The sequence below is a fragment of the Gordonia oryzae genome (assembly GCF_003797185.1).
Lineage (GTDB): Bacteria > Actinomycetota > Actinomycetes > Mycobacteriales > Mycobacteriaceae > Gordonia > Gordonia oryzae.
Genome location: NZ_RKMH01000001.1, coordinates 202,389 through 221,818, shown reverse-complemented (window position 1 = coordinate 221,818; position 19,430 = coordinate 202,389). Strand labels below are relative to the sequence as shown.

The window sequence follows — 19,430 nt, the reverse complement described above, 5'->3', positions numbered from 1 at the left end:
TCATCCGAGATTTCTTCTACCGCCCCGGCAGGCCGTGTCCGGCGTTGTTGACAGCATATCGATCGGGCCCCATCGCGACAGCGTGACCTCAACCGCACGAAGACCGAATCAGGCTGTGTCACCTCAAGTTCGGTGGATACGGTAAGGCCCTAGACCGACTCCGGCATCGCCCTGTCGCCACGACCACGTCACCGGCGTCCACCGCCCGGTGAAACCCACCGTCAACCGAGCCGCGGAGAAGCCATGAGTATTCCGCCGTCTCGGCCGGGTGTAGAAACGACTCATGCGCGCAATCCAGGTCACTCGGCACGGCGGTCCAGATGTGTTGAGCTATGCGACGGTCGACGATCCGATCCCCGCTCCCGACGAGGTTCTCGTTCGCGTCACCGCCGTCGGTGTCAACTTCATCGACACCTACCTTCGCCGTGGTCTGTACCCCTCGCAACCGCCGTATGTGCCCGGTACCGAGGGCGCCGGTGAGATCGTGGCGGTCGGCTCACAGGTCTCCGATCGTGGTGTCGGCGACCGCGTCTGCTGGTGCGACACCCCGGCCAGCTATGGCGAGCTCGTGGCGGTCCGTGCCACTCGCGCGGTGCCGATCCCCGACGGCGTCTCCGATGAGGTCGCCGGGAGTTCGTTATTGCGTGGGCTGACTGCGCACTATCTGCTCGACGGCAGCACGCATCCCGCCGAGGGCGACGCGATCCTGCTGCACGCCGGTGCCGGTGGCGTCGGGCTGATCCTCACACAGCTGGCCAAGCGCAGGGGTCTGCGGGTGATCACGACGGTGTCCTCGGACGAGAAGGCCGACCTGTCGGCCGCGGCCGGCGCCGACCACGTGCTCCGCTACGGCGAGGACCTCGTCGAGCAGGTGCGAGGTCTCACCGACGGCGACGGGGTGCGGGTCACCTATGACGGGGTGGGCGCCGACACCTTCGACCAGTCGGTGGCAGCGACCGGCATTCGCGGATTCGTGGTCCTCTTCGGCGCGGCCAGCGGCCCGGTGCCACCATTCGATCTGCAGCGTCTCAACAGCGCGGGCTCGTTGTCGGTGACCCGACCGACCCTGGCGCACTTCATCGCCGGACCCGACGAATTGGCATGGCGCGCATCGGAGTATCTCGGAGCCCTCGCCGACGGCGTCGAGGTGCGGGTCGGACAGCGGTACCGTCTGGCCGACGCCGAACAGGCACATGCCGACCTCGAGGGCCGGCGCACGACAGGGACGTCGGTTCTCGTGCCGAACTGACGAAGTACCCTAGGCGCGCCCTAGAACACGTGCGCGAGCACCGGCAGGTTCACGACGGCGTCGATCGCCAATCCGCAGAACAGGATCGCCAGGTACTCGTTGGACTGCAGGAAAATCTTGAGTGGCGTGACCTCGGCACCCTGCCGGGTGTCGCGATAGAGCTTGTGGACCCGGCTGAGGAACCAGGCGCCGGCCAGCACAGCGACCGCCGCGTAGATCCAGCTCGCCGCCGGGATCAACGCCAGCGACGCCAGCACCGTGGCCCACGTATAGAAGAGCATCTGCCGGGTCACGTGCTCGTCGGAGGCGATCACCGGGAGCATCGGCACCCCGGCCGCCTTGTAATCCTCGCGATACCGCATGGCCAGCGCCCAGGTATGCGGCGGCGTCCAGAAGAAGATGACCAGGAACAGCACCACCGGCTGCCAACTCAGGCTGCCGGTCACCGCCGCCCAGCCGACCAGGGTCGGCATGCAGCCAGCGGCCCCGCCCCACACCACGTTCTGCCAGGTTCGCCGCTTGAGGATCATCGTGTACACGCCGACGTAAAAGCCGACGGTCGCCGTCACCAACAGGGCGCTCAGCAGATTCGCGGCGAAGAACAGCACCAGGAACGACGCCACCCACAACACGATGCCGAAGATCAGCGCACTGCGGGTGGCGACCGCTTTACGGGCCAGCGGCCGACGCGCGGTGCGCCGCATCTTCTTGTCGATGTCGGCGTCGGCGACCATGTTCAGCGTGTTTGCGCTGCCGGCTCCGAGCCAGCCGCCGAGCAGGGTGAGCAGAATGACCGCGATGTCGACGTGGCCGCGGTTGGCCTGCAGCATGACCGGGATCGTGGCGACGAGGAGCAGTTCGATGACGCGCGGTTTGGTGAGCGCGATGTAAGCCTGGACGGTGGCCCGGATGCGCCGCGGCCACGTCGCGCCGATGTGCTCCACGCCGGTATCGGTCTGCGCAGCTACACCGGACTCACGGGACTGGGTGTGCCGAGCGGAGGTGGATACGCCGGGAGCGGCGCCGTCTCCGCTCACACGTTCCCCAATCCTCACGTCCACTCCTACCTGCCCGAAGGACGCGCTCAGGGCAGTTGACCGGCTTTCGAACAGCGCGCCACGGCTACTACACAGCATGGTAGACGCTGCCCCACCCGATCGAAGAATTGCGTGCGCCCACCAGGCCGCGCTCCCGACGACGCGCCGCGATACGCGCCGCAGACAAAGGTTGCCGGGCAGGAGCGGGCGGAAGCCGATTACTCTGGGAGAAGTGAGGCACCTCCGACGTCCACCACATGTGACAGCTCGCGTTCCGTCCGGTGTGTCGTCGACCCTCGAATCGCCGCTGATCGAATTTTCGCTGCGGCGAGCGCACGCACCCCGATAGGTACAGGAGACTGCAGAACAGTGCCAGACACAGACGAGATCCGCGAACTCACCACTGCGGCCCACCCCGAATGGTGGACCGAGGTCGATTCGCGCGCCGTGGACACCGTTCGGGTCCTCGCCGCGGATGCGGTCCAGAAGTGTGGCAGTGGCCATCCGGGCACCGCGATGAGCCTGGCCCCGTTGGCCTACCTGCTGTATCAGCGGGTGATGCGCCACGATCCCAACGACACCCATTGGGTCGGTCGCGATCGATTCGTGTTGTCGTGCGGGCATTCCAGCCTCACCCAGTACATCCAGCTCTATCTGGGTGGCTTCGGTCTGGAGTTATCCGACATCGAGGACCTGCGCACGTGGGAATCGAAGACTCCCGGCCACCCGGAGGTGCATCACACTCCTGGCGTGGAGATCACCACCGGCCCGCTCGGCCAGGGACTTGCCTCGGCGGTCGGTATGGCCTACGCCGCACGCTACGAGCGCGGCCTGTTCGATCCTGACGCCGAGGCCGGCGCCAGCCCCTTCGACCACCACATCTACGTGATCGCCTCCGACGGTGACATCGAGGAGGGCGTCACCTCCGAGGCGTCGTCGCTGGCCGGTACGCAGGAGCTCGGCAACCTCATCGTCTTCTACGACAAGAATCACATCTCCATCGAGGACGACACCCAGATCGCGCTGACCGAGGACACCGCCGCCCGATATGAGGCCTACGGGTGGCACGTGCAGCATGTGTCCGGCGGCGAGAACGTCGCCGCCATCGAAGCAGCAATCAAGGAGGCCGCGCAGGTCACCGACAAACCGTCACTGATCGTGCTGCGCACCATCATCGGTTTCCCCGCCCCGGACAAGATGAATACCGGCGCGATCCACGGGTCGGCGCTGGGTGCCGACGAGGTCGCCGCGACCAAGAGGGTCCTCGGCTTCGATCCCGACAAGAACTTCGAGGTGTCCGACGAAGTTATCTCCCATACCCGCGCGCTCACCGAGCGTGGCGCCGCCGCCCATGCCGAGTGGCAGAAGGGCTTCGACGCCTGGGCCGCGGCCAACCCGGACCGCAAGGCGCTTTTCGATCGCCTGTGGTCGCATGAACTCCCCGACGGCTGGACCGACGTGCTGCCGAGCTGGGAGCCGGGCAGCAAAGCGCTGGCCACCCGCGCCGCCTCAGGCAAGGTGCTCTCCGCACTCGGACCGGTCCTGCCCGAATTGTGGGGTGGCTCAGCCGATCTCGCGGGCTCGAACAACACCACGATGGACAACGTCGACTCATTCGGGCCGTCGTCGATCAGCACCACGACGTGGACGGCCAACCCCTACGGCCGCACCCTGCATTTCGGTATCCGCGAACACGCCATGGGCTCGATCCTGTCCGGGATCGCGCTGCACGGCCCCACCCGCGCCTACGGTGGCACCTTCCTGCAGTTCGCCGACTACATGCGACCCGCGGTTCGGCTGGCGTCGCTGATGGCGATCGACCCGATCTACGTCTGGACCCACGACTCGATAGGCCTCGGCGAGGACGGTCCGACCCACCAGCCGGTCGAGCACCTCGCGGCGCTGCGCACCATCCCGAACCTCGACGTGGTCCGTCCCGCCGACGCCAACGAGACTGCCCACGCCTGGCGTCACCTGCTGACGCGGCGTGACCATCCGGTCGGCGTGTGCCTGACCCGCCAGGGCGTACCGGTCCTTGAGGGCACCTCGTACGAGGGCGTCGCCGCCGGTGCGTATGTGCTGTCAGAGGCCGACGGCGAGCCGCAGGTCGTTCTGATCGGAACCGGCTCCGAGGTCCAGCTCGCCGTGGAGGCACAGAAATCCTTGGCCGACAAGGGAATCCGCGCACGTGTGGTGTCCATGCCGTGCTTCGAGTGGTTCTTCGAGCAGGACGCGGAATACCGCAATTCGGTACTTCCGCCGTCGGTGCCGCGCGTCTCCGTTGAGGCCGGCATTGCCATGCCGTGGTACCAGGTCGTCGGCGACACCGGGGAGATCATCTCCCTCGAGCACTTCGGTGCCTCGGCGGACTACACGGTGCTCTACGAGAAATTCGGCATCACTGCCGACGCCGTGGTCACCGCCGCGCAGCGCGTCGTCGGCTCCTGACCCCCGCCCGAACGCCGTCCACCACAACCGAACACACCGATATCGCTTGCCCCACAAGGGCATGACGCGATGCACGCAAGGAGAGAACCGTGACCCAGAACGCCCAGCTCGCCGAATTGTCCGCCGCCGGTGTATCGGTGTGGCTGGATGACCTGTCCCGTGACCTGATCTCCTCGGGAGGTCTGCAGGAATTCATCGACACCCGCTCGGTGGTCGGCGTGACCACTAATCCGTCGATCTTCCAGGCATCGCTGTCCACCGGCAACGCCTACGACGAGCAAGTCAAGGAGCTCGCTGCCCGTGGCTCCGACGTCGATGCCACCATCCGCACCGTCACCACCGACGATGTCCGCAATGCGTGTGACGTCCTCGCCCCGGTGTTCACCGAGTCCCACGGCGTCGACGGTCGGGTATCGATCGAGGTCGATCCCCGACTCGCCCACGACACCGACAAGACAGTCGCGCAAGCCATCGAACTTTTCAAGATCGTCGACCGCCCGAACCTGTTGATCAAGATTCCCGCCACCAAGGCCGGACTGCCGGCCATCACCCGGGTACTCGCCGAGGGCATCAGCGTCAACGTCACCCTGATCTTCTCCGTGGAGCGCTATCAGGACGTGATGGACGCCTACCTGTCGGGCATCGAGGCCGCCGCGCACGCCGGCCACGATGTCTCGGCCATCCACTCGGTCGCCTCGTTCTTCGTCTCGCGCGTGGACACCGAGATCGACAAACGCCTCGACGCCATCGGCACACCCGAGGCGACCGCACTGAAGGGCACCGCAGCGCTGGCCAACGCTCGCCTGGCCTACGCCGCCTACCAGGAGGTTTTCGAGGTCAACTCACGCTTCCAGGGTTTGCTGAACAAGGGCGCCAATCCCCAACGGCCGCTGTGGGCCTCGACCGGCACCAAAAACGCCGACTATCCCGACACCCTCTACGTCAGCGAGCTCGTCGCGCCGAACACCGTCAACACCATGCCGGGCAAAACCATGGAGGCATTCGCCGACCACGGCTGGGTCAACACCGACTCCATCATCGGTACCTCGGCAGCCTCTCGGGAGGTCTTCGACAAGATCGCCGGCCTCGGAGTCGACCTCGACGACGCCTTCGTCCTCCTCGAGGACGAGGGCGTCCGCAAGTTCGAGGAAGCCTGGAACGAGTTGCTCGCGGCCACCGCCGAGCAACTCGACGCCGCGACGAAGGCCTGAACACATGCCTACCGGCGGTCCCACGCAATGGCGTAACCCACTTCGGGATCCGCGTGATAAGCGGCTTCCGCGCATTGCCGGCCCGTGCAGTCTGGTCATTTTCGGCGTGACCGGTGATCTCGCGCGCAAAAAGCTGATGCCTGCGGTCTACGACCTGGCGAATCGCGGTTTGCTGCCACCGTCGTTCGCTCTCGTCGGCTTCGCCCGGCGTGATTGGGACGACGAGGATTTCGCCACGATCGTGCACGACGCGGTCCGTCAGCACGCCCGCACCGGATTCCGCGAGGAGGTCTGGGAGCGACTCGCCGAGGGATTCCGTTTTGTACAGGGCTCTTTTGACGACGACGAGGCTTTCGCGCGTCTCAAGTCGACACTGGCCGATCTCGATAACACGCGCGGGACCGACGGCAATCATGCTTTCTACCTGTCGATTCCGCCGAAGGCCTTCCCAACAGTGTGTGAGCAGTTGCAGCGCAGTGGTCTGGCCGAGGAACGTGATGATCACTGGCGTCGGGTGGTCATCGAGAAGCCATTCGGTCACGATCTGCGGTCGGCGAAAGACCTCAACGGCATTGTCAACGCCGTCTTCCCGGAGTCGTCAGTGTTCCGCATCGACCACTATTTGGGCAAGGAAACGGTCCAGAACATTCTCGCACTGCGGTTCGCCAATCAATTGTTCGATCCACTGTGGAGTTCTCACTACGTCGACCACGTCCAGATCACCATGGCCGAGGACATCGGCCTCGGTGGCCGCGCGGGGTACTACGACGGGATCGGCGCAGCCCGCGACGTCATTCAGAACCACCTGTTGCAGCTGATGGCACTGGTGGCAATGGAAGAACCGATCTCCTTCGAGCCCAAGCAATTGCAGGCGGAGAAGATCAAAGTGCTCTCGGCGACCCGCAACATCCTGCCGATCGAGGAGAACACCGCGCGCGGTCAGTACGGTCCGGGATGGCAGGGTAGCGAGAAGGTCCCGGGACTCAAGGACGAGGAGGGGTTTGCGGCCGACTCGATCACCGAGACATATGCGGCCATCGCCCTCGAGGTAGACTCGCGCCGTTGGGCCGGTGTGCCATTCTATCTGCGGACCGGAAAGCGGTTGGGTCGCCGGGTGACCGAGATCGCCCTGGTCTTCAAACGGGCGCCGCATCTACCGTTCGACACGACCATGACCGAAGAACTGTCGCAGAATGCGCTGGTGATCCGGGTGCAGCCCGACGAGGGCATCACACTGCGCTTCGGCTCCAAGGTGCCGGCGTCGAGCATGGAAGTCCGCGACGTCAACATGGACTTCAGCTACGGCACGGCCTTCACCGAAGCGTCTCCGGAGGCCTACGAACGCCTCATCCTCGACGTGTTGCTCGGTGAGCCCTCGTTGTTCCCGGTGAACGACGAGGTCGAATTGGCTTGGGAGATCCTCGATCCCGTCCTCGAAAACTGGGCGGAGTCGGGTAAGCCCGACACCTACGAAGCCGGGACGTGGGGCCCGAAGTCGGCTGACGACATGATGGCTCGGACCGGCCGCGCATGGCGACGACCGTGACGACCGATGTGAGAGGACCCCGATGATCATCGAGATGCCCGAGACCTCGACCAACGACGTCGCCAAAAAGATGGTTGAGATCCGCGAGTCCGGTGGAGCAATCAGCCTCGGCCGAGTATTGACCCTGGTCGTGGTGGCCGAACACGGCGAACCCACCGAGGCCGCCGTGGAAGCGGCGATCGGCGCCAGCAGTGAACATCCCAGCCGGGTCATCGTGCTGGCATGCGGCTCCAGGAAGGGCGAGTCGCTGCTCCACGCGCAGATCAGGGTGGGCGGTGACGCGGGCGCATCGGAGGTGGTCATCCTGTCGATGTCCGGGCCACTCGCCGATCAACCGCATAGCGTCGTGACGCCATTCCTGCTGCCGGACTGCCCGATCGTCGTCTGGTGGCCGGGCTCGGCGCCGGACGATCCGTCCGCCGACCCGATGGGCCGGATCGGTCGCCGACGCATCCTCGACGCCAGCAAGGCCGCTCATCCCGAGAGTGTTCTCGAACGCAGGCTGGCCACTTACTCCCCCGGCGACTCCGATCTCGCGTGGACCCAGATCACCCATTGGCGCGCGCTGCTCGCGTCGGCGATCGATCGCCCGCCACACACACCGATCCAGTCGGTGGTGGTGACCGGACCGGCCCAGTCACCGGGCATCGAGTTGCTGGCGGGCTGGCTGTATTCGGCGCTCGGTGTGCCCACGACTCGGTCGATCGGAAGCTTCGAGGTTCGCCTGCTGCGCGAGCACGGCGCGACGGTCCTGTCGATGGATCAGAACGGCAACGCAGTGATCTCGGTGCCCGGCAAGCCCGATGGTCGGGTCGCCATGACCAACCGTGATCTGCCCGTATATCTCGCCGAGGAACTACGGCGCCTCGACACCGACGAAGTGTTCGAGCAGGCACTTCGTGGCGCCGTGGAACTCAGGCAGCAAGGACAACCGGCATGACCACCGAGACATTGGTTTTCGACGACAAGCAGACTCTGGTCGACACCGCGGCACGTCGGTTCGCCGACCTGATCGGTGCCGCACAGCGCGCACGCGGGGTTGCGTCGGTGGTGCTGACCGGCGGTAGTAACGGCATCGCGATTCTGGCGTCCCTCGCCGCCGACAGCGGTGACATCGACTGGTCCACGGTTGACATCTATTGGGGCGATGATCGATTCGTCCCGACCGACGATCCGGAACGTAACTACGGACAGGCCCGCAACGCGCTGCTCGACCATGTGCCGGTCGATCCGGCTCGGGTACATCCCATGGCACCGTCGGACGGCGAGTTCGGCGACGACATCGACGCCGCGGCAGCCGGTTACGCCGCCACCCTGTTGGCGAACGCGGGAGCCGATGTGTCCCCGCATTTCGATCTCCACCTGCTCGGCATGGGCGGCGAGGGGCACATCAACTCCCTGTTCCCGCACACTGCCGCCACCGCCGAGGCACAGAAGACCGTTGTCGCCGTGGAGGACTCGCCCAAACCACCGCCGCGGCGGATCACCCTCACGCTGCCGGTGGTCAACCGCAGCAAGGCTGTGTGGTTTCTCGTCGCCGGTGAGGACAAGGCCCAAGCGGTGGCCGCAGCTCACGCCGGCGCCGACCCTGCCGACTGGCCCTGCGCCGGAGCCCACGGCACCGAGGAGACCGTGTGGTTCCTCGACCACGCCGCGGCCTCCGCTCTCCCCGACGCCTAAGCCCCGTCAGGGCTTTAGCGACGTTTCCGCCATCCGGACCGATCGACCGCGACTACGCCGCGACCTTGGCCGAGATCGCGACAACCATCCACTACCCCCGAATTCGCCCACACAGCCGGACCACTCTTCCCGCAGATCACCGCCCGGCCCCAAGCACCTCGGCGGATCCGACAGGATATGGCGACCACACCGCGTCACCACCTGGGGCATTGACCTATACACCCAGCACACCGGCGCTCTCCAACGACGCCTGGTGCCGATATCCCAACTGCAGCAAGCCGTTACACCTGTGCGACCTCGACCACTGGCAACCGTTTGAACCACACCAACCCCGAAGCCGGAGGCAGGACGGTACTCGGCAACCTGACCTCACTATGCCGGGCCGATCACCAACGCACATACCTCGCCGAATGGGTGCCGACGCTCTTTCTCGATCGCAGGGCGCAATGGCGGAACCGACAGACGGGGCAGGTGATTGTCACCTGTCCGCGGTGGCGATCTCCTCATCTGTGGGGTGGAACCAGCTGTCGTGCAACAGGTCTCGAGGGCCGGCGACTGGGGTGCCGGACACCTCGACCATCGGGGGAACGCCCTGAAAGAGGCCCTAGCCGCTGTTGCGCAGTGCGGTCGCCAATCCGTTCATCGTCAGCTGGATCCCTCGGCGGACTCGCGCTGAATCGTCACCGGCGCGGAACCGACGCAGAAGCTCAACCTGCAGTAGATTCAGCGGCTCGAGGTACGGAAAGCGGTTGTACACAGACCGTTTGAGTGCCGCGTTGTCGGCAAGAAGATCGTTGGTACCGGTAATCTTCGAATACATCGCGATGGTGCGTTCGTGCTCGTCGACGATCATCCCGAACACGGTATCGCGCAACTGCTCGTCAGGAACGAGCTGGGCGTATCGGTGCGCGAGTCCCATGTCCGACTTGGCGAGCACCTGCGCCATGTTGGACATGACGGTGCGGAAGAACGGCCACTTCTCATAGTACCGCTGAAGGGTGGCCAGACGGTCCGCGTCGTCGCCGACCCACTGCTCGAAGGCGGCGCCGGTGCCGTACCAGCCCGGCAGCATCACGCGGGATTGTGTCCATGACAGCACCCATGGGATAGCCCGCAGATCGGAGATCTTCTCGGTCTGTTTACGCGACGCCGGACGGCTGCCGATGTTGAGTGCGCCGATCTCCGACAGCGGCGTTGAGGTCGTGAAGTACTCCACGAATCCCGGTGTCTCGTGCACCAGCGCGCTGTAGGCCGAGCGGGCCAGCGCCGCGATCTCGTCGAGAGTGGTGTAGGCGTCCTCGGATTCGTCTCCGAGTCCCTCGACGTCGAGCAGCGACGACTCGATGGTCGCGGCGAGTAACGTCTCCAGATTGCGTTCGGCGCTGACGGGTTCGGCGTATTTCGCGGCGATGATCTCACCTTGCTCGGTGATACGCAACGACCCCTGGACCGCGCCCGGCGGCTGGGCCAGGATGGCGTCATAGCTCGGTCCACCACCGCGTCCAACAGTGCCACCACGACCGTGAAAGAGCCGCAACCGGATTCCGGCCTTGGCCGCGGCCTCGACAAGATCGAGCTCGCCGCGATAGAGCGCCCAATTCGCGGCCATGTAGCCGCCGTCCTTGTTGGAATCGGAATAGCCGAGCATGACCTCTTGCATGCCCGACTGTCCGTCGACGAGGTCGCGGTACAGCGGGATGTCCAAGGCACCCAACAGGGTTTCGGCACCCTGCTGCAGATCCTCGATGGTCTCGAACAGTGGGACGATTCGAACCGTCGAGGTGAGTCTCCCGGTGTCACTGTCGATGTCGATCAGCCCGGCTTCTTTCAGCAGAATCATCGGCTCGAGCATGTCACTGACAGAGGTGCACATGCTGATGATGTAGTTGGGCACCGACTGCGGTCCGAATCGTGCCACCGCGGTCGCGGCCGCACGGACGATGCCGAGTTCCTTGGTTGCCAAATCGGATAATTCGGCATCGGGTCGGGTGAGCGGCCGCCGGGCGGCGAGTTCCTTGGTCAGGATCTCGACCCGCTCGGTCTCGTCCAGTGATCGGTAGTCCGGGTGCACGCCGGCCCACGCCAGCAGTTCGGCGATGACGTCCTCGTGCATATCGGAGTTCTGCCGCATGTCCAGCCCGGACAGGTGGAAACCGAAGGTGCGCACCGACTCACGCAGTCGCAATAGCCTGTCGTCGGCAATGATGTCGTCGCCCGCAGCGCGGAGTCCGGCATCGATGACGTCGAGGTCGGCGAGCAGTTCGTCGGCGGTCGAGTAGGCGTCGGCGCCGTCGAGCAGGAACAGGTCCGAGGTCTTCATCACCTCCTCACCGAAGAGCCCGGTCGCGGTCGCGACCAACCGAGAACGGATGTGGCGCAAAGCAAGACGGAACGGCTCATCGGCGGCCGCATCCTCGCGGGGCGCACCGGCGAGTTCGTAGACAGCGTCGGAGGTCGTCATGAGTCGGGTCGACATGCTCAGCTCCTGCGCGAGAGCCTCGAGCTCCGACAGGTGGTTGCCGATCGCGGTGCGGGCCGCGAGAGTCGTTGCCATCTCGACGATATCGCTGGTGACGAAAGGATTGCCGTCGCGGTCACCGCCGATCCACGAGCCCATCCGCAGCATCGGCTCGTCGGCCAGACCGGCGTTCGGATACGCCGACCGCAACGCGGCACGTACCGAGGTGTTGATCTTCGGCACGACCTCGAAGAACGACGCGTCGTAATAGCGCAGGCCCGAACGGATCTCGTCTTGGATGGTGAGCCGCTCGAGGCGGATCAACGCAGTCTGCCAGAGCGTGAGGATCTGCCTCCGGATTCCCTCGGTGACCGCAGCCTCCTCGGCCGGGGTCAGTTCGGTCCGCGACCGGTATCGCATCAGCTCGGTGATCCGGTTCTGCGCCTCGAACACCGACCGCCGGCGAGTTTCTGTCGGATGGGCGGTGATCACCGGCACCACCGTCGCGTCGGCGAGCGCATCGCCCACCTCGTCATCGCCGAGTCCGGCCTTGGCCAGTTTGGCGTATGTGGCGTCGAGGCTGCTGTCCTGGGGCGGATCACCGGCCCGCACGTGGATCATCCGTCGGCGTTCCCGGTGGATGTCCTCGGCCAAGTTGGCCAACAGGGCAAAGTTGCTGAACGCGCGGATGATCGGCATCGCCACCGAGATGTCGAGATCGACGAACAGATCTGCCAACTCGTCACGATCGATCTCGGCGCGCCGGATCTTGAACGCCGCCACCCGCGCCGACTCGACGAGTTCGAAGACCTCCGCCCCCGAGTGTTCGCGCACCATGTCGCCGAGAATGCCGCCGAGTAACCGGATGTCCTCACGCAGCGGCTCGGTGAGGGTGCGGCCCTCGTCGTCGACGACGATGTGGTCAACGATCGAGATGGAGGGACGCCAGTCCGGGGCACCGCGCGAAGGAGAGGTCATTGCCCCAGTATTGCGGCTGCGCGTGCCAGTGGCATCTCGGGTGGGCATCTCGGGTGGGCATCTCGGGTGGGTATCTCGGGTGGGCACAGGTCAAGTACGCAGAAAGCGCTCGACCCGATGCAGCGGCAGCCGCATCGGGTCGAGGGAAGTGCGTCGGGTCAGGCGGACAGCTTGATGTCGACGCCGATACCGATGATGAAGATGAACCACACCAATCCGACAAAGATCGTCAACCGATCGAGGTTGCGCTCGACGACGCTCGAGCCGGACAGACTCGATTGCACACCGCCACCGAAGAGCGACGACAGGCCACCGCCCTTACCCCTGTGCAGCAGAACCAGAATCACCAGCAGCACGCTGGTGATGATCAGGCCGATGTCCAGAACTGTTTCGAGCACGTCAGGCAGATCCTTGTCGGTTGGAATCGAGTCGCGTCCGGCCGGGGCCCGACGACATGGTCGAGCCGGCCACCTCACGAGGAATGCGACCGGCGCGACCAGTCTACGCGTTGGGGCGAGCGCTCAGGGCAGGGGGCCGCCTGCGGCGATCGCCGACAATGTGGAGAACTCGTCGGCCTTCAGGGAGGCTCCGCCGACGAGTGCCCCGTCGACATCGGTCTGGCCGACGATGTCGCCGACGTTCTTGGCGTTCACCGATCCGCCGTAGAGCACCCGCACCGAGGCGGCCGTCGACGCATCGGCGATCTCGGCGAGCGTGGTACGCACCGCCGCGCAGACCTCCTGCGCGTCGGCGGCACTGGCCACCCGACCGGTACCGATGGCCCAGACGGGCTCGTAGGCGACGACGACCTTCGCGACGTCCTCGGCAGAGAGACCAGCCAACGAACCCTTCAGCTGCGCGACGTTGTAGGCGACGTGCTCGCCGGACTCTCGGATGTCGAGTCCCTCGCCGATACAGACGATCGGCGTCAGGCCGTGTTTGAGCGCCGCCTTGGTCTTGGCGAGCACCACCTCGTCGGTCTCGGCGTGCAGGGTGCGCCGCTCCGAATGCCCGACGACGACGAAGGTGCATCCGAGCTTGGCCAGGAACGCCCCGCTGATCTCGCCGGTATAGGCACCCGAGTCGTGCGCCGACAGATCCTGGGCACCGTAGGTCAGCAGCAATTTGTCACCGTCGATGACAGTCTGCACGGAACGGATGTCGGTGAACGGCGGGATGACCGTCACGTCGACCTTTTCGAAGTACTTGGCGGGAAGCGCAAACGCGATCTTCTGCACCAGTGCGATGGCCTCGAGGTGGTTGAGATTCATCTTCCAGTTGCCCGCGATGAGCGGCTTACGGGATCCGCTCATGATTCCAGCACCTTCAGTCCCGGCAATTCCTTGCCCTCCAGGTATTCCAGCGACGCACCGCCACCGGTCGAGATATGCGAGAAGTCGTCGTCGGGCAACCCCAGCGTGCGCACCGCGGCTGCGGAGTCGCCCCCGCCAACAACGGTGAACGCACCGGCTTTGGTGGCGCCGGCGATCGCCTCGGCAACCCCCTTGGTGCCCGCGGAGAACTTCTCGAATTCGAACACGCCCGACGGTCCGTTCCACAAGATCGTCTTGGCGCCGGAGAGCAGCGCGGCGAAACGCTGCACCGACTCCGGCCCGATGTCCAGACCCATCCATCCGTCGGGGATGGCGTCGGCAGAGACCGTCCGAGATTGCGCGTCGGCGGCGAACTTGTCGGCCACCACCACATCGGCGGGCAACCGTATGACATCACCGAATCGCTCCAGCAGATCCTTGCAGACCTCGATCTGATCTTCCTGCAGCAGCGAGGTGCCCACGACATGGCCCTGAGCGGCCAGGAACGTGAACGCCATACCGCCGCCGATGACCAGCGTGTCGACCTTCGGTGCCAGCGCCTCGATCACTCCGAGCTTGTCGGACACCTTGGACCCACCCAGTACCACGGCGTAGGGCCGCCCCGGGTCCTCGGTGAGTGCCGAAAGCACCTTGACCTCAGCCGCCACGAGCTCACCCGCGTAGTGCGGGAGGAGCTTGGCGACGTCGTACACCGAGGCCTGCTTGCGGTGCACCACCCCGAACCCGTCGGAGACGAAGGCGCCATCGGGACCGACGAGTTCGACGAAGGCCTTGGCCAGCGCCTCTCGCTCGGATTCGTCCTTGGATGTCTCGCGCGGATCGAACCGCACGTTCTCCAACAGCAGGACATCACCGTCGGTGAGTCCCTCGGCGCGCGCGAGCGCGTCCGAGCCGACCACATCACCGGCGAGCTGGACGTTGCGGCCCAGCTCCTGGCCGAGACGTTCGGCGACCGGCGCCAAGGAATACTTCGAATCCGGCTCGCCCTTCGGGCGGCCCAGATGCGCGGTGATGATCACCTTGGCGCCGGCATCGATGAGCGCGTTCAGCGTCGGCAGGGAGGCGAGGATTCGGCCCGGATCGGTGATCGTCGACCCGTCGAGCGGGACGTTGAAATCCGATCGAACCAACACACCGCGACCCGAAACGCCCTCGTCGAGAAGATCTTTCAGAGTGGGTACACCCATTGCAGCATTGCTCCGTAACGGTTGGGTTCGGCAGCGACCGGTCGGTCAGAGAGACTTGCCGACCAGGCCGGACAGGTCGACGAGGCGGTTGGAGTAGCCCCACTCGTTGTCGTACCAGGAGACGGCCTTGACCTGGTTGCCGATGACCTTGGTCAGCCCGGCGTCGAACAGCGAGCTATGCGGGTCGGTGACGATGTCGCTGGAGACGATCGGCGCGTCGTAGTACTTGAGGATGCCCTTGAGCGGCCCCTCGGCGGCGGCCTTCATCGCGGCGTTGATCTCGTCAGCGGTCGCGGACTTCTCCAGGGTCGCGGTGAGGTCGGTGACCGAACCGGTCGGGATCGGCACGCGCAGCGCGTAACCGTCGAGCTTGCCCTTGAGCTCGGGCAGGACCAGTCCGATGGCCTTGGCCGCGCCGGTCGAGGTGGGCACCACGTTGATGGCCGCGGCGCGGGCGCGACGCAGATCCTTGTGCGGACCGTCCTGCAGGTTCTGATCCTGGGTGTAGGCGTGCACGGTGGTCATCAGACCCGAAATGATGCCGAATTCGTCGTTGAGTACCTTCGCGAATGGGCCGAGGCAGTTGGTGGTGCACGACGCGTTGGAGATGATGTTCTGGCTGCCGTCGTACTTGTCGTCGTTGACACCCATGACGATGGTGATGTCCTCACCGGAGGCCGGCGCGGAGATGATGACCTTCTTGGCGCCGGCGTCGAGGTGGCCCTTGGCCTTCTCCGCGGCGGTGAAGATGCCGGTGGATTCGACGACGACGTCGACGCCGAGGTCACCCCACGGCAGCGCCGCCGGGCCTTCCCTGACCTCGAGAGCCTTGATGCGCTGATCGCCGACGACGATGAAGTCGCCGTCGAGGGAGACCTCTTGCGGCAGGCGGCCCAGGATCGAATCGAACTTCAACAGGTGTGCCAGGGTCGCGTTGTCGGTCAGATCGTTGACAGCGACGATCTCGATGTCGGTGGTGCCCAATGCTTTTTGTGCTTCGACGGCGCGGAAGAAGTTGCGGCCGATCCGGCCGAATCCGTTGACGCCTACCCGAACAGTCACTGGTGTGCTCCTTAGCGGTTGTCTCGGCGCGGGGTCATCTGCCCGCACCGCTCCTGGTGGCCGATCAGCTCATGGCCAACCGGTGTCGGGTCCAGCCTAGTAGGACGCCTGATCGCGGGCAGCGCGACGGGTGCACTGGGTACACCCGTACCGCCGACCGAACGATCGGGTCGACGACTCTCGGTCACTCCTCGTCGAGCAAATCCGCGGTGACCGCCGACTCGGTGTCGGGTATGCCCTCGGCATGCGCCTTCTTGTCCGCGGTCGACAGCAGCCGGCGGATCCGGCCGGCGACGGCGTCCTTGGTCATCGGTGGATCGGCGAGCTGGCCGAGTTCCTCCAGCGAGGCCTGCCGGTGGGTGATGCGCAGATGTCCGGCCGCGGCGAGGTGGTCGGGGACGTCGTCGCCGAGGATCTCCAGCGCGCGCTCGACCCGGGCGGCGGCCGCGACCGCGGCGCGCGCCGAGCGGCGCAGGTTGGCGTCATCGAAGTTGGCGAGCCGGTTGGCCGTTGCCCGCACCTCCCGACGCATCCGGCGTTCCTCCCAGACCAGGCGCGTGTCGTGTGCGCCCATCCTCGTCAACAGCGCGCCGATCGCTTCACCGTCGCGGATGACCACACGGTCGGCGCCGCGCACCTCACGGGCCTTCGCCGACACCCCGAGTCGCCGGGCCGCCCCGACGAGCGCGAGCGCCGACTCCGGACCGGGGCAGCTGACCTCCAGCGCCGAGGACCGGCCGGGCTCGGTCAGCGACCCGTGCGCCAGAAACGCCCCGCGCCAGGCGGCCTCGGCGTCGGCAACACTGCCGCCGACCACCTGCGCGGGCAGTCCCCGGACCGGTCGACCGCGCAGATCCAGCAGCCCGGTCTGTCGAGCGAGGCCCTCACCGTCGGCAGTGACCCGCACGATGTAACGCGCCGACTTGCGTAGTCCGCCACCGCGCAGGACGTGGACCTCAGAGGTGTATCCGTACAGGTCGTGGATCTCCCGGCGCAGCCGTCGCGCTACATTGCCCATGTCGACCTCGGCCTCGACGATTACTCGTCCGGCCACGATGTGCAGGCCTCCCGCGAACCGCAGAAGCGCCGACACCTCGGCCTTGCGCGGACTCACCTGCGTCACGGCGAGCCGACTCAATTCGTCCTTCACCGCCGCGGTCATCGCCACCGGTCCCTGTCCTCCTGTCATCGCCGGGTCCTCCTGCCATCCGTGGACCCCATGCCTGTACTACCAGGGCGCGCCCCGGTAGACCCTGCCCTCGCTCAACCACGCTGGGCCAGCCTAACGGGTCGTTTCACGCGAACACAGTTGCTTGATCAGGCCGGCCACTTTCGCCGGGTCGTGGACGTGGCGGCCGGGAACGGCGAGATCACCGACCTCCAGGCTCGCACCGAACATCCCGGCTGCCCTCTCGAGGTGCTCGCGCTCGCGCCCGGCGGGCACCGACGACTCGTCGACGACCACGTGATCGATCGTGAGCGTGTCGGCGTGGGCGTGCAGCACATGCAGGTGTCGCTCGACCGAGAATCCTGGAGTCTCCCCCGGCTCCGGCGCCAGGTTCACGATCAACACCTTACGAGAAGTGCTGCGCTGCAACGCCTTCAGCAGGTCCGGCACCAGGACGTGCGGGATCACACTGGAGAACCAGGAGCCCGGACCGAGCACGACGAGGTCAGCCTCGTCGACGGCGGTGATCACCGGCTCGCACACCGGCGGCTCCGCGGGCAGGAGTCGCACCCGACGCACCTTGCCCGGGGTGGTCGCCACGGCCACCTGGCCACGGATGACTCGGGAGATACGCGGATCGGATTCCAGTCCGGAGACGTCGGCCTCGATCTCCAGCGGTACCGACGACATCGGCAGCACCCGACCATCGACGTCGAACACACGCATCATCTCGTCGAGGGCGGCCACCGGATCGCCGAGGACCTCGGTCAGCCCGGCCAGCAGCAGGTTGCCCACCGGATGACCGGCGAGCGCACCGTAACCACCGAAGCGATGCTGCAAGGTCTCCGCCCACAACTCGTGGTGCCGCCGGTCGGCGGCCGGGTCCCGCCGCCCGGCCAGACCGTCAAGGGCCGCCGGCGCACACATCAACGCCGCCATCGCCATTCGCAGATCGCCGGGTGGGATCACCCCGAGTTCCGAACGCAACCGGCCCGACGACCCACCGTCGTCGGCGACGGTCACGATGGCCGTCACGTGCGGGCTCAGATAGCGCATCGCCGTCAGGGTCGCATACAGGCCGTGTCCGCCGCCGAGCGCGGCGATCCGCATGGCACTCATTCGCGCCCCAGATCACGGTGCATGACCCGCACGTCGTAGCGCGCGGCACCCGCGTCGTCCGCGGCGACCCGCAGGCGACGCGCCAACTCCTCGGAGATCGCGACACTGCGGTGCTTGCCGCCGGTGCATCCGATGCCGACGGTCATGTAGCGCTTGCCTTCTCGGAGATAACCCTTGCCCACGACACCGATCAGTTCGATGTAGAGATCGACGAAGCGCCCGGCGTCGTCCTGTCCGAGGACATACTCCCGCACCGCCGCGTCGCGACCGTTGAGTTCCCTCAAATCGGCCACCCAATACGGATTGGGCAGGAAGCGGACGTCGGCGACGAGGTCGGAGTCGATCGGCAATCCGTATTTGAACCCAAAGGACTGCACGGCAACGCTGAGCCGGGAACTCGCGTCGTGCGGATACGAATCCTCCACCACCTCACGCAGTTTGGCGACGGTCAGCGTCGAGGTCTCCACCACGAGGTCGGCGGAATCCTTGAGGGGTGCGAGGATCACCCGCTCCCGCGCGATCCCCTCCACCAAGGTCTCGCTACCCTGCAGCGGATGGCGACGACGGACCTGCTCGAAGCGGCGGACCAGCACCTGATCGCTGGCGTCGAGAAACAGCAGTCGCGTCTGGGTGCCGGTGGCCGCGAGTTGTGCCCGCAGCGTGCGTAACTGCGCGCCGAGGTTCTCGTCGGAAGCGCGCAACACCATGGCCAGCCGCAGGATCGGCGGGTCGCTGTTGGCGACGAGGTCGACCATCGTCGAGATCAGCGCGGGCGGCACGTTGTCGGCGACATACCAGCCGTCGTCCTCGAGCACGTTGGCGACCGTGGAGCGACCGGCGCCGGACATGCCCGCGACAAACAGGACGACGAGTCCGTCGGTGGCGTCCGCGCCGGAGGCGCCTGCTACCGATGCCCCCTGCACGGGATCGCTGTCGGTCATATCCGTACCTCC

General features: G+C 66.0%; 15 protein-coding genes and 1 pseudogene. 7 read left to right on the top strand and 9 right to left on the bottom strand.

Going from position 1 to position 19,430, the window contains the following annotated elements:
• The first annotated feature begins 283 nt into the window (after positions 1-283).
• A complete protein-coding gene (locus EF294_RS01050) occupies positions 284-1,249 on the top strand; it encodes a quinone oxidoreductase family protein (RefSeq protein WP_123925163.1) in 966 nt (321 codons plus the stop codon).
• A gap of 20 nt (positions 1,250-1,269) precedes the next feature.
• Here EF294_RS01050 and EF294_RS01045 read toward each other — a convergent pair whose 3' ends face one another.
• A complete protein-coding gene (locus EF294_RS01045; protein WP_425459381.1) occupies positions 1,270-2,286 on the bottom strand; it encodes a heme o synthase in 1,017 nt (338 codons plus the stop codon).
• Positions 2,287-2,655: 369 nt separating this feature from the next.
• Here EF294_RS01045 and tkt point away from each other — a divergent pair, with 369 nt between their 5' ends.
• The 6 genes and pseudogenes from tkt to EF294_RS21730 form a co-directional block, all read left to right on the top strand.
• Entirely contained in the window at positions 2,656-4,734 is a 2,079-nt protein-coding gene (gene tkt, locus EF294_RS01040) for a transketolase (RefSeq protein ID WP_123925161.1), read from the top strand.
• Positions 4,735-4,823: 89 nt separating this feature from the next.
• The gene (gene tal, locus EF294_RS01035) at positions 4,824-5,945 is read left to right on the top strand and encodes a transaldolase (RefSeq protein ID WP_123925160.1); all 1,122 of its coding nucleotides are present in this window, start codon (positions 4,824-4,826) and stop codon (positions 5,943-5,945) included.
• A 4-nt stretch (positions 5,946-5,949) separates the two neighbouring features.
• A complete protein-coding gene (gene zwf / locus EF294_RS01030) occupies positions 5,950-7,491 on the top strand; it encodes a glucose-6-phosphate dehydrogenase (protein ID WP_123925159.1) in 1,542 nt (513 codons plus the stop codon).
• Positions 7,492-7,513: 22 nt separating this feature from the next.
• Positions 7,514-8,431, top strand: a complete 918-nt coding sequence (locus EF294_RS01025; protein WP_123925158.1) for a glucose-6-phosphate dehydrogenase assembly protein OpcA — start codon at positions 7,514-7,516, stop codon at positions 8,429-8,431.
• Complete coding sequence (gene pgl / locus EF294_RS01020; RefSeq protein WP_123925157.1) at positions 8,428-9,171, top strand: 6-phosphogluconolactonase; 744 nt, start codon at positions 8,428-8,430, stop codon at positions 9,169-9,171. Before EF294_RS01025 ends, pgl begins: the two co-directional genes overlap by 4 nt.
• Before the next feature lie 35 nt (positions 9,172-9,206).
• Positions 9,207-9,663, top strand: a pseudogene (locus EF294_RS21730) (HNH endonuclease signature motif containing protein); the annotation flags it as partial.
• Between the two features lie 112 nt (positions 9,664-9,775).
• Here the strand turns inward: EF294_RS21730 and ppc are convergent.
• From ppc to rapZ, 8 genes are all read right to left on the bottom strand, one after another.
• Positions 9,776-12,607, bottom strand: a complete 2,832-nt coding sequence (ppc, locus tag EF294_RS01010) for a phosphoenolpyruvate carboxylase (RefSeq protein ID WP_123925156.1) — start codon at positions 12,605-12,607, stop codon at positions 9,776-9,778.
• Positions 12,608-12,765: 158 nt separating this feature from the next.
• Positions 12,766-13,005 carry a preprotein translocase subunit SecG gene (gene secG, locus EF294_RS01005; RefSeq protein WP_006370296.1) on the bottom strand — a complete coding sequence of 80 codons (240 nt, stop codon included), beginning with the start codon at positions 13,003-13,005 and terminating at the stop codon, positions 12,766-12,768.
• Between the two features lie 123 nt (positions 13,006-13,128).
• Positions 13,129-13,920, bottom strand: a complete 792-nt coding sequence (gene tpiA / locus EF294_RS01000) for a triose-phosphate isomerase (RefSeq protein ID WP_123925155.1) — start codon at positions 13,918-13,920, stop codon at positions 13,129-13,131.
• Positions 13,917-15,128: a phosphoglycerate kinase gene (locus EF294_RS00995; RefSeq protein ID WP_123925154.1), complete on the bottom strand. Its 1,212-nt coding sequence runs from the start codon at positions 15,126-15,128 to the stop codon at positions 13,917-13,919. The genes tpiA and EF294_RS00995 overlap by 4 nt, the downstream gene beginning before the upstream one ends.
• A 45-nt stretch (positions 15,129-15,173) precedes the next feature.
• On the bottom strand, positions 15,174-16,190 hold the full coding sequence (gap, locus tag EF294_RS00990; RefSeq protein WP_123925153.1) for a type I glyceraldehyde-3-phosphate dehydrogenase: 1,017 nt from the start codon (positions 16,188-16,190) through the stop codon (positions 15,174-15,176).
• Between the two features lie 184 nt (positions 16,191-16,374).
• Positions 16,375-17,352 carry a DNA-binding protein WhiA gene (gene whiA, locus EF294_RS00985; protein ID WP_185090909.1) on the bottom strand — a complete coding sequence of 326 codons (978 nt, stop codon included), beginning with the start codon at positions 17,350-17,352 and terminating at the stop codon, positions 16,375-16,377.
• 120 nt (positions 17,353-17,472) lie between these two features.
• On the bottom strand, positions 17,473-18,477 hold the full coding sequence (locus EF294_RS00980) for a gluconeogenesis factor YvcK family protein (protein WP_123925152.1): 1,005 nt from the start codon (positions 18,475-18,477) through the stop codon (positions 17,473-17,475).
• Positions 18,474-19,418 carry an RNase adapter RapZ gene (gene rapZ, locus EF294_RS00975; RefSeq protein WP_123925151.1) on the bottom strand — a complete coding sequence of 315 codons (945 nt, stop codon included), beginning with the start codon at positions 19,416-19,418 and terminating at the stop codon, positions 18,474-18,476. The genes EF294_RS00980 and rapZ overlap by 4 nt, the downstream gene beginning before the upstream one ends.
• Positions 19,419-19,430 lie beyond the last annotated feature (12 nt).

Bases quoted from the DNA above. Each gene is read 5' to 3' on its own strand.
- EF294_RS01050 (WP_123925163.1), top strand. From the start codon at position 284: ATGCGCGCAATCCAGGTCACTCGGCACGGCGGTCCAGATGTGTTGAGC.
- zwf (WP_123925159.1), top strand. From the start codon at position 5,950: ATGCCTACCGGCGGTCCCACGCAATGGCGTAACCCACTTCGGGATCCG.
- EF294_RS01025 (WP_123925158.1), top strand. From the start codon at position 7,514: ATGATCATCGAGATGCCCGAGACCTCGACCAACGACGTCGCCAAAAAG.
- pgl (WP_123925157.1), top strand. From the start codon at position 8,428: ATGACCACCGAGACATTGGTTTTCGACGACAAGCAGACTCTGGTCGAC.
- ppc (WP_123925156.1), bottom strand. From the start codon at position 12,607: ATGACCTCTCCTTCGCGCGGTGCCCCGGACTGGCGTCCCTCCATCTCG.
- tpiA (WP_123925155.1), bottom strand. From the start codon at position 13,920: ATGAGCGGATCCCGTAAGCCGCTCATCGCGGGCAACTGGAAGATGAAT.
- EF294_RS00995 (WP_123925154.1), bottom strand. From the start codon at position 15,128: ATGGGTGTACCCACTCTGAAAGATCTTCTCGACGAGGGCGTTTCGGGT.
- whiA (WP_185090909.1), bottom strand. From the start codon at position 17,352: ATGACCGCGGCGGTGAAGGACGAATTGAGTCGGCTCGCCGTGACGCAG.
- EF294_RS00980 (WP_123925152.1), bottom strand. From the start codon at position 18,477: ATGAGTGCCATGCGGATCGCCGCGCTCGGCGGCGGACACGGCCTGTAT.
- rapZ (WP_123925151.1), bottom strand. From the start codon at position 19,418: ATGACCGACAGCGATCCCGTGCAGGGGGCATCGGTAGCAGGCGCCTCC.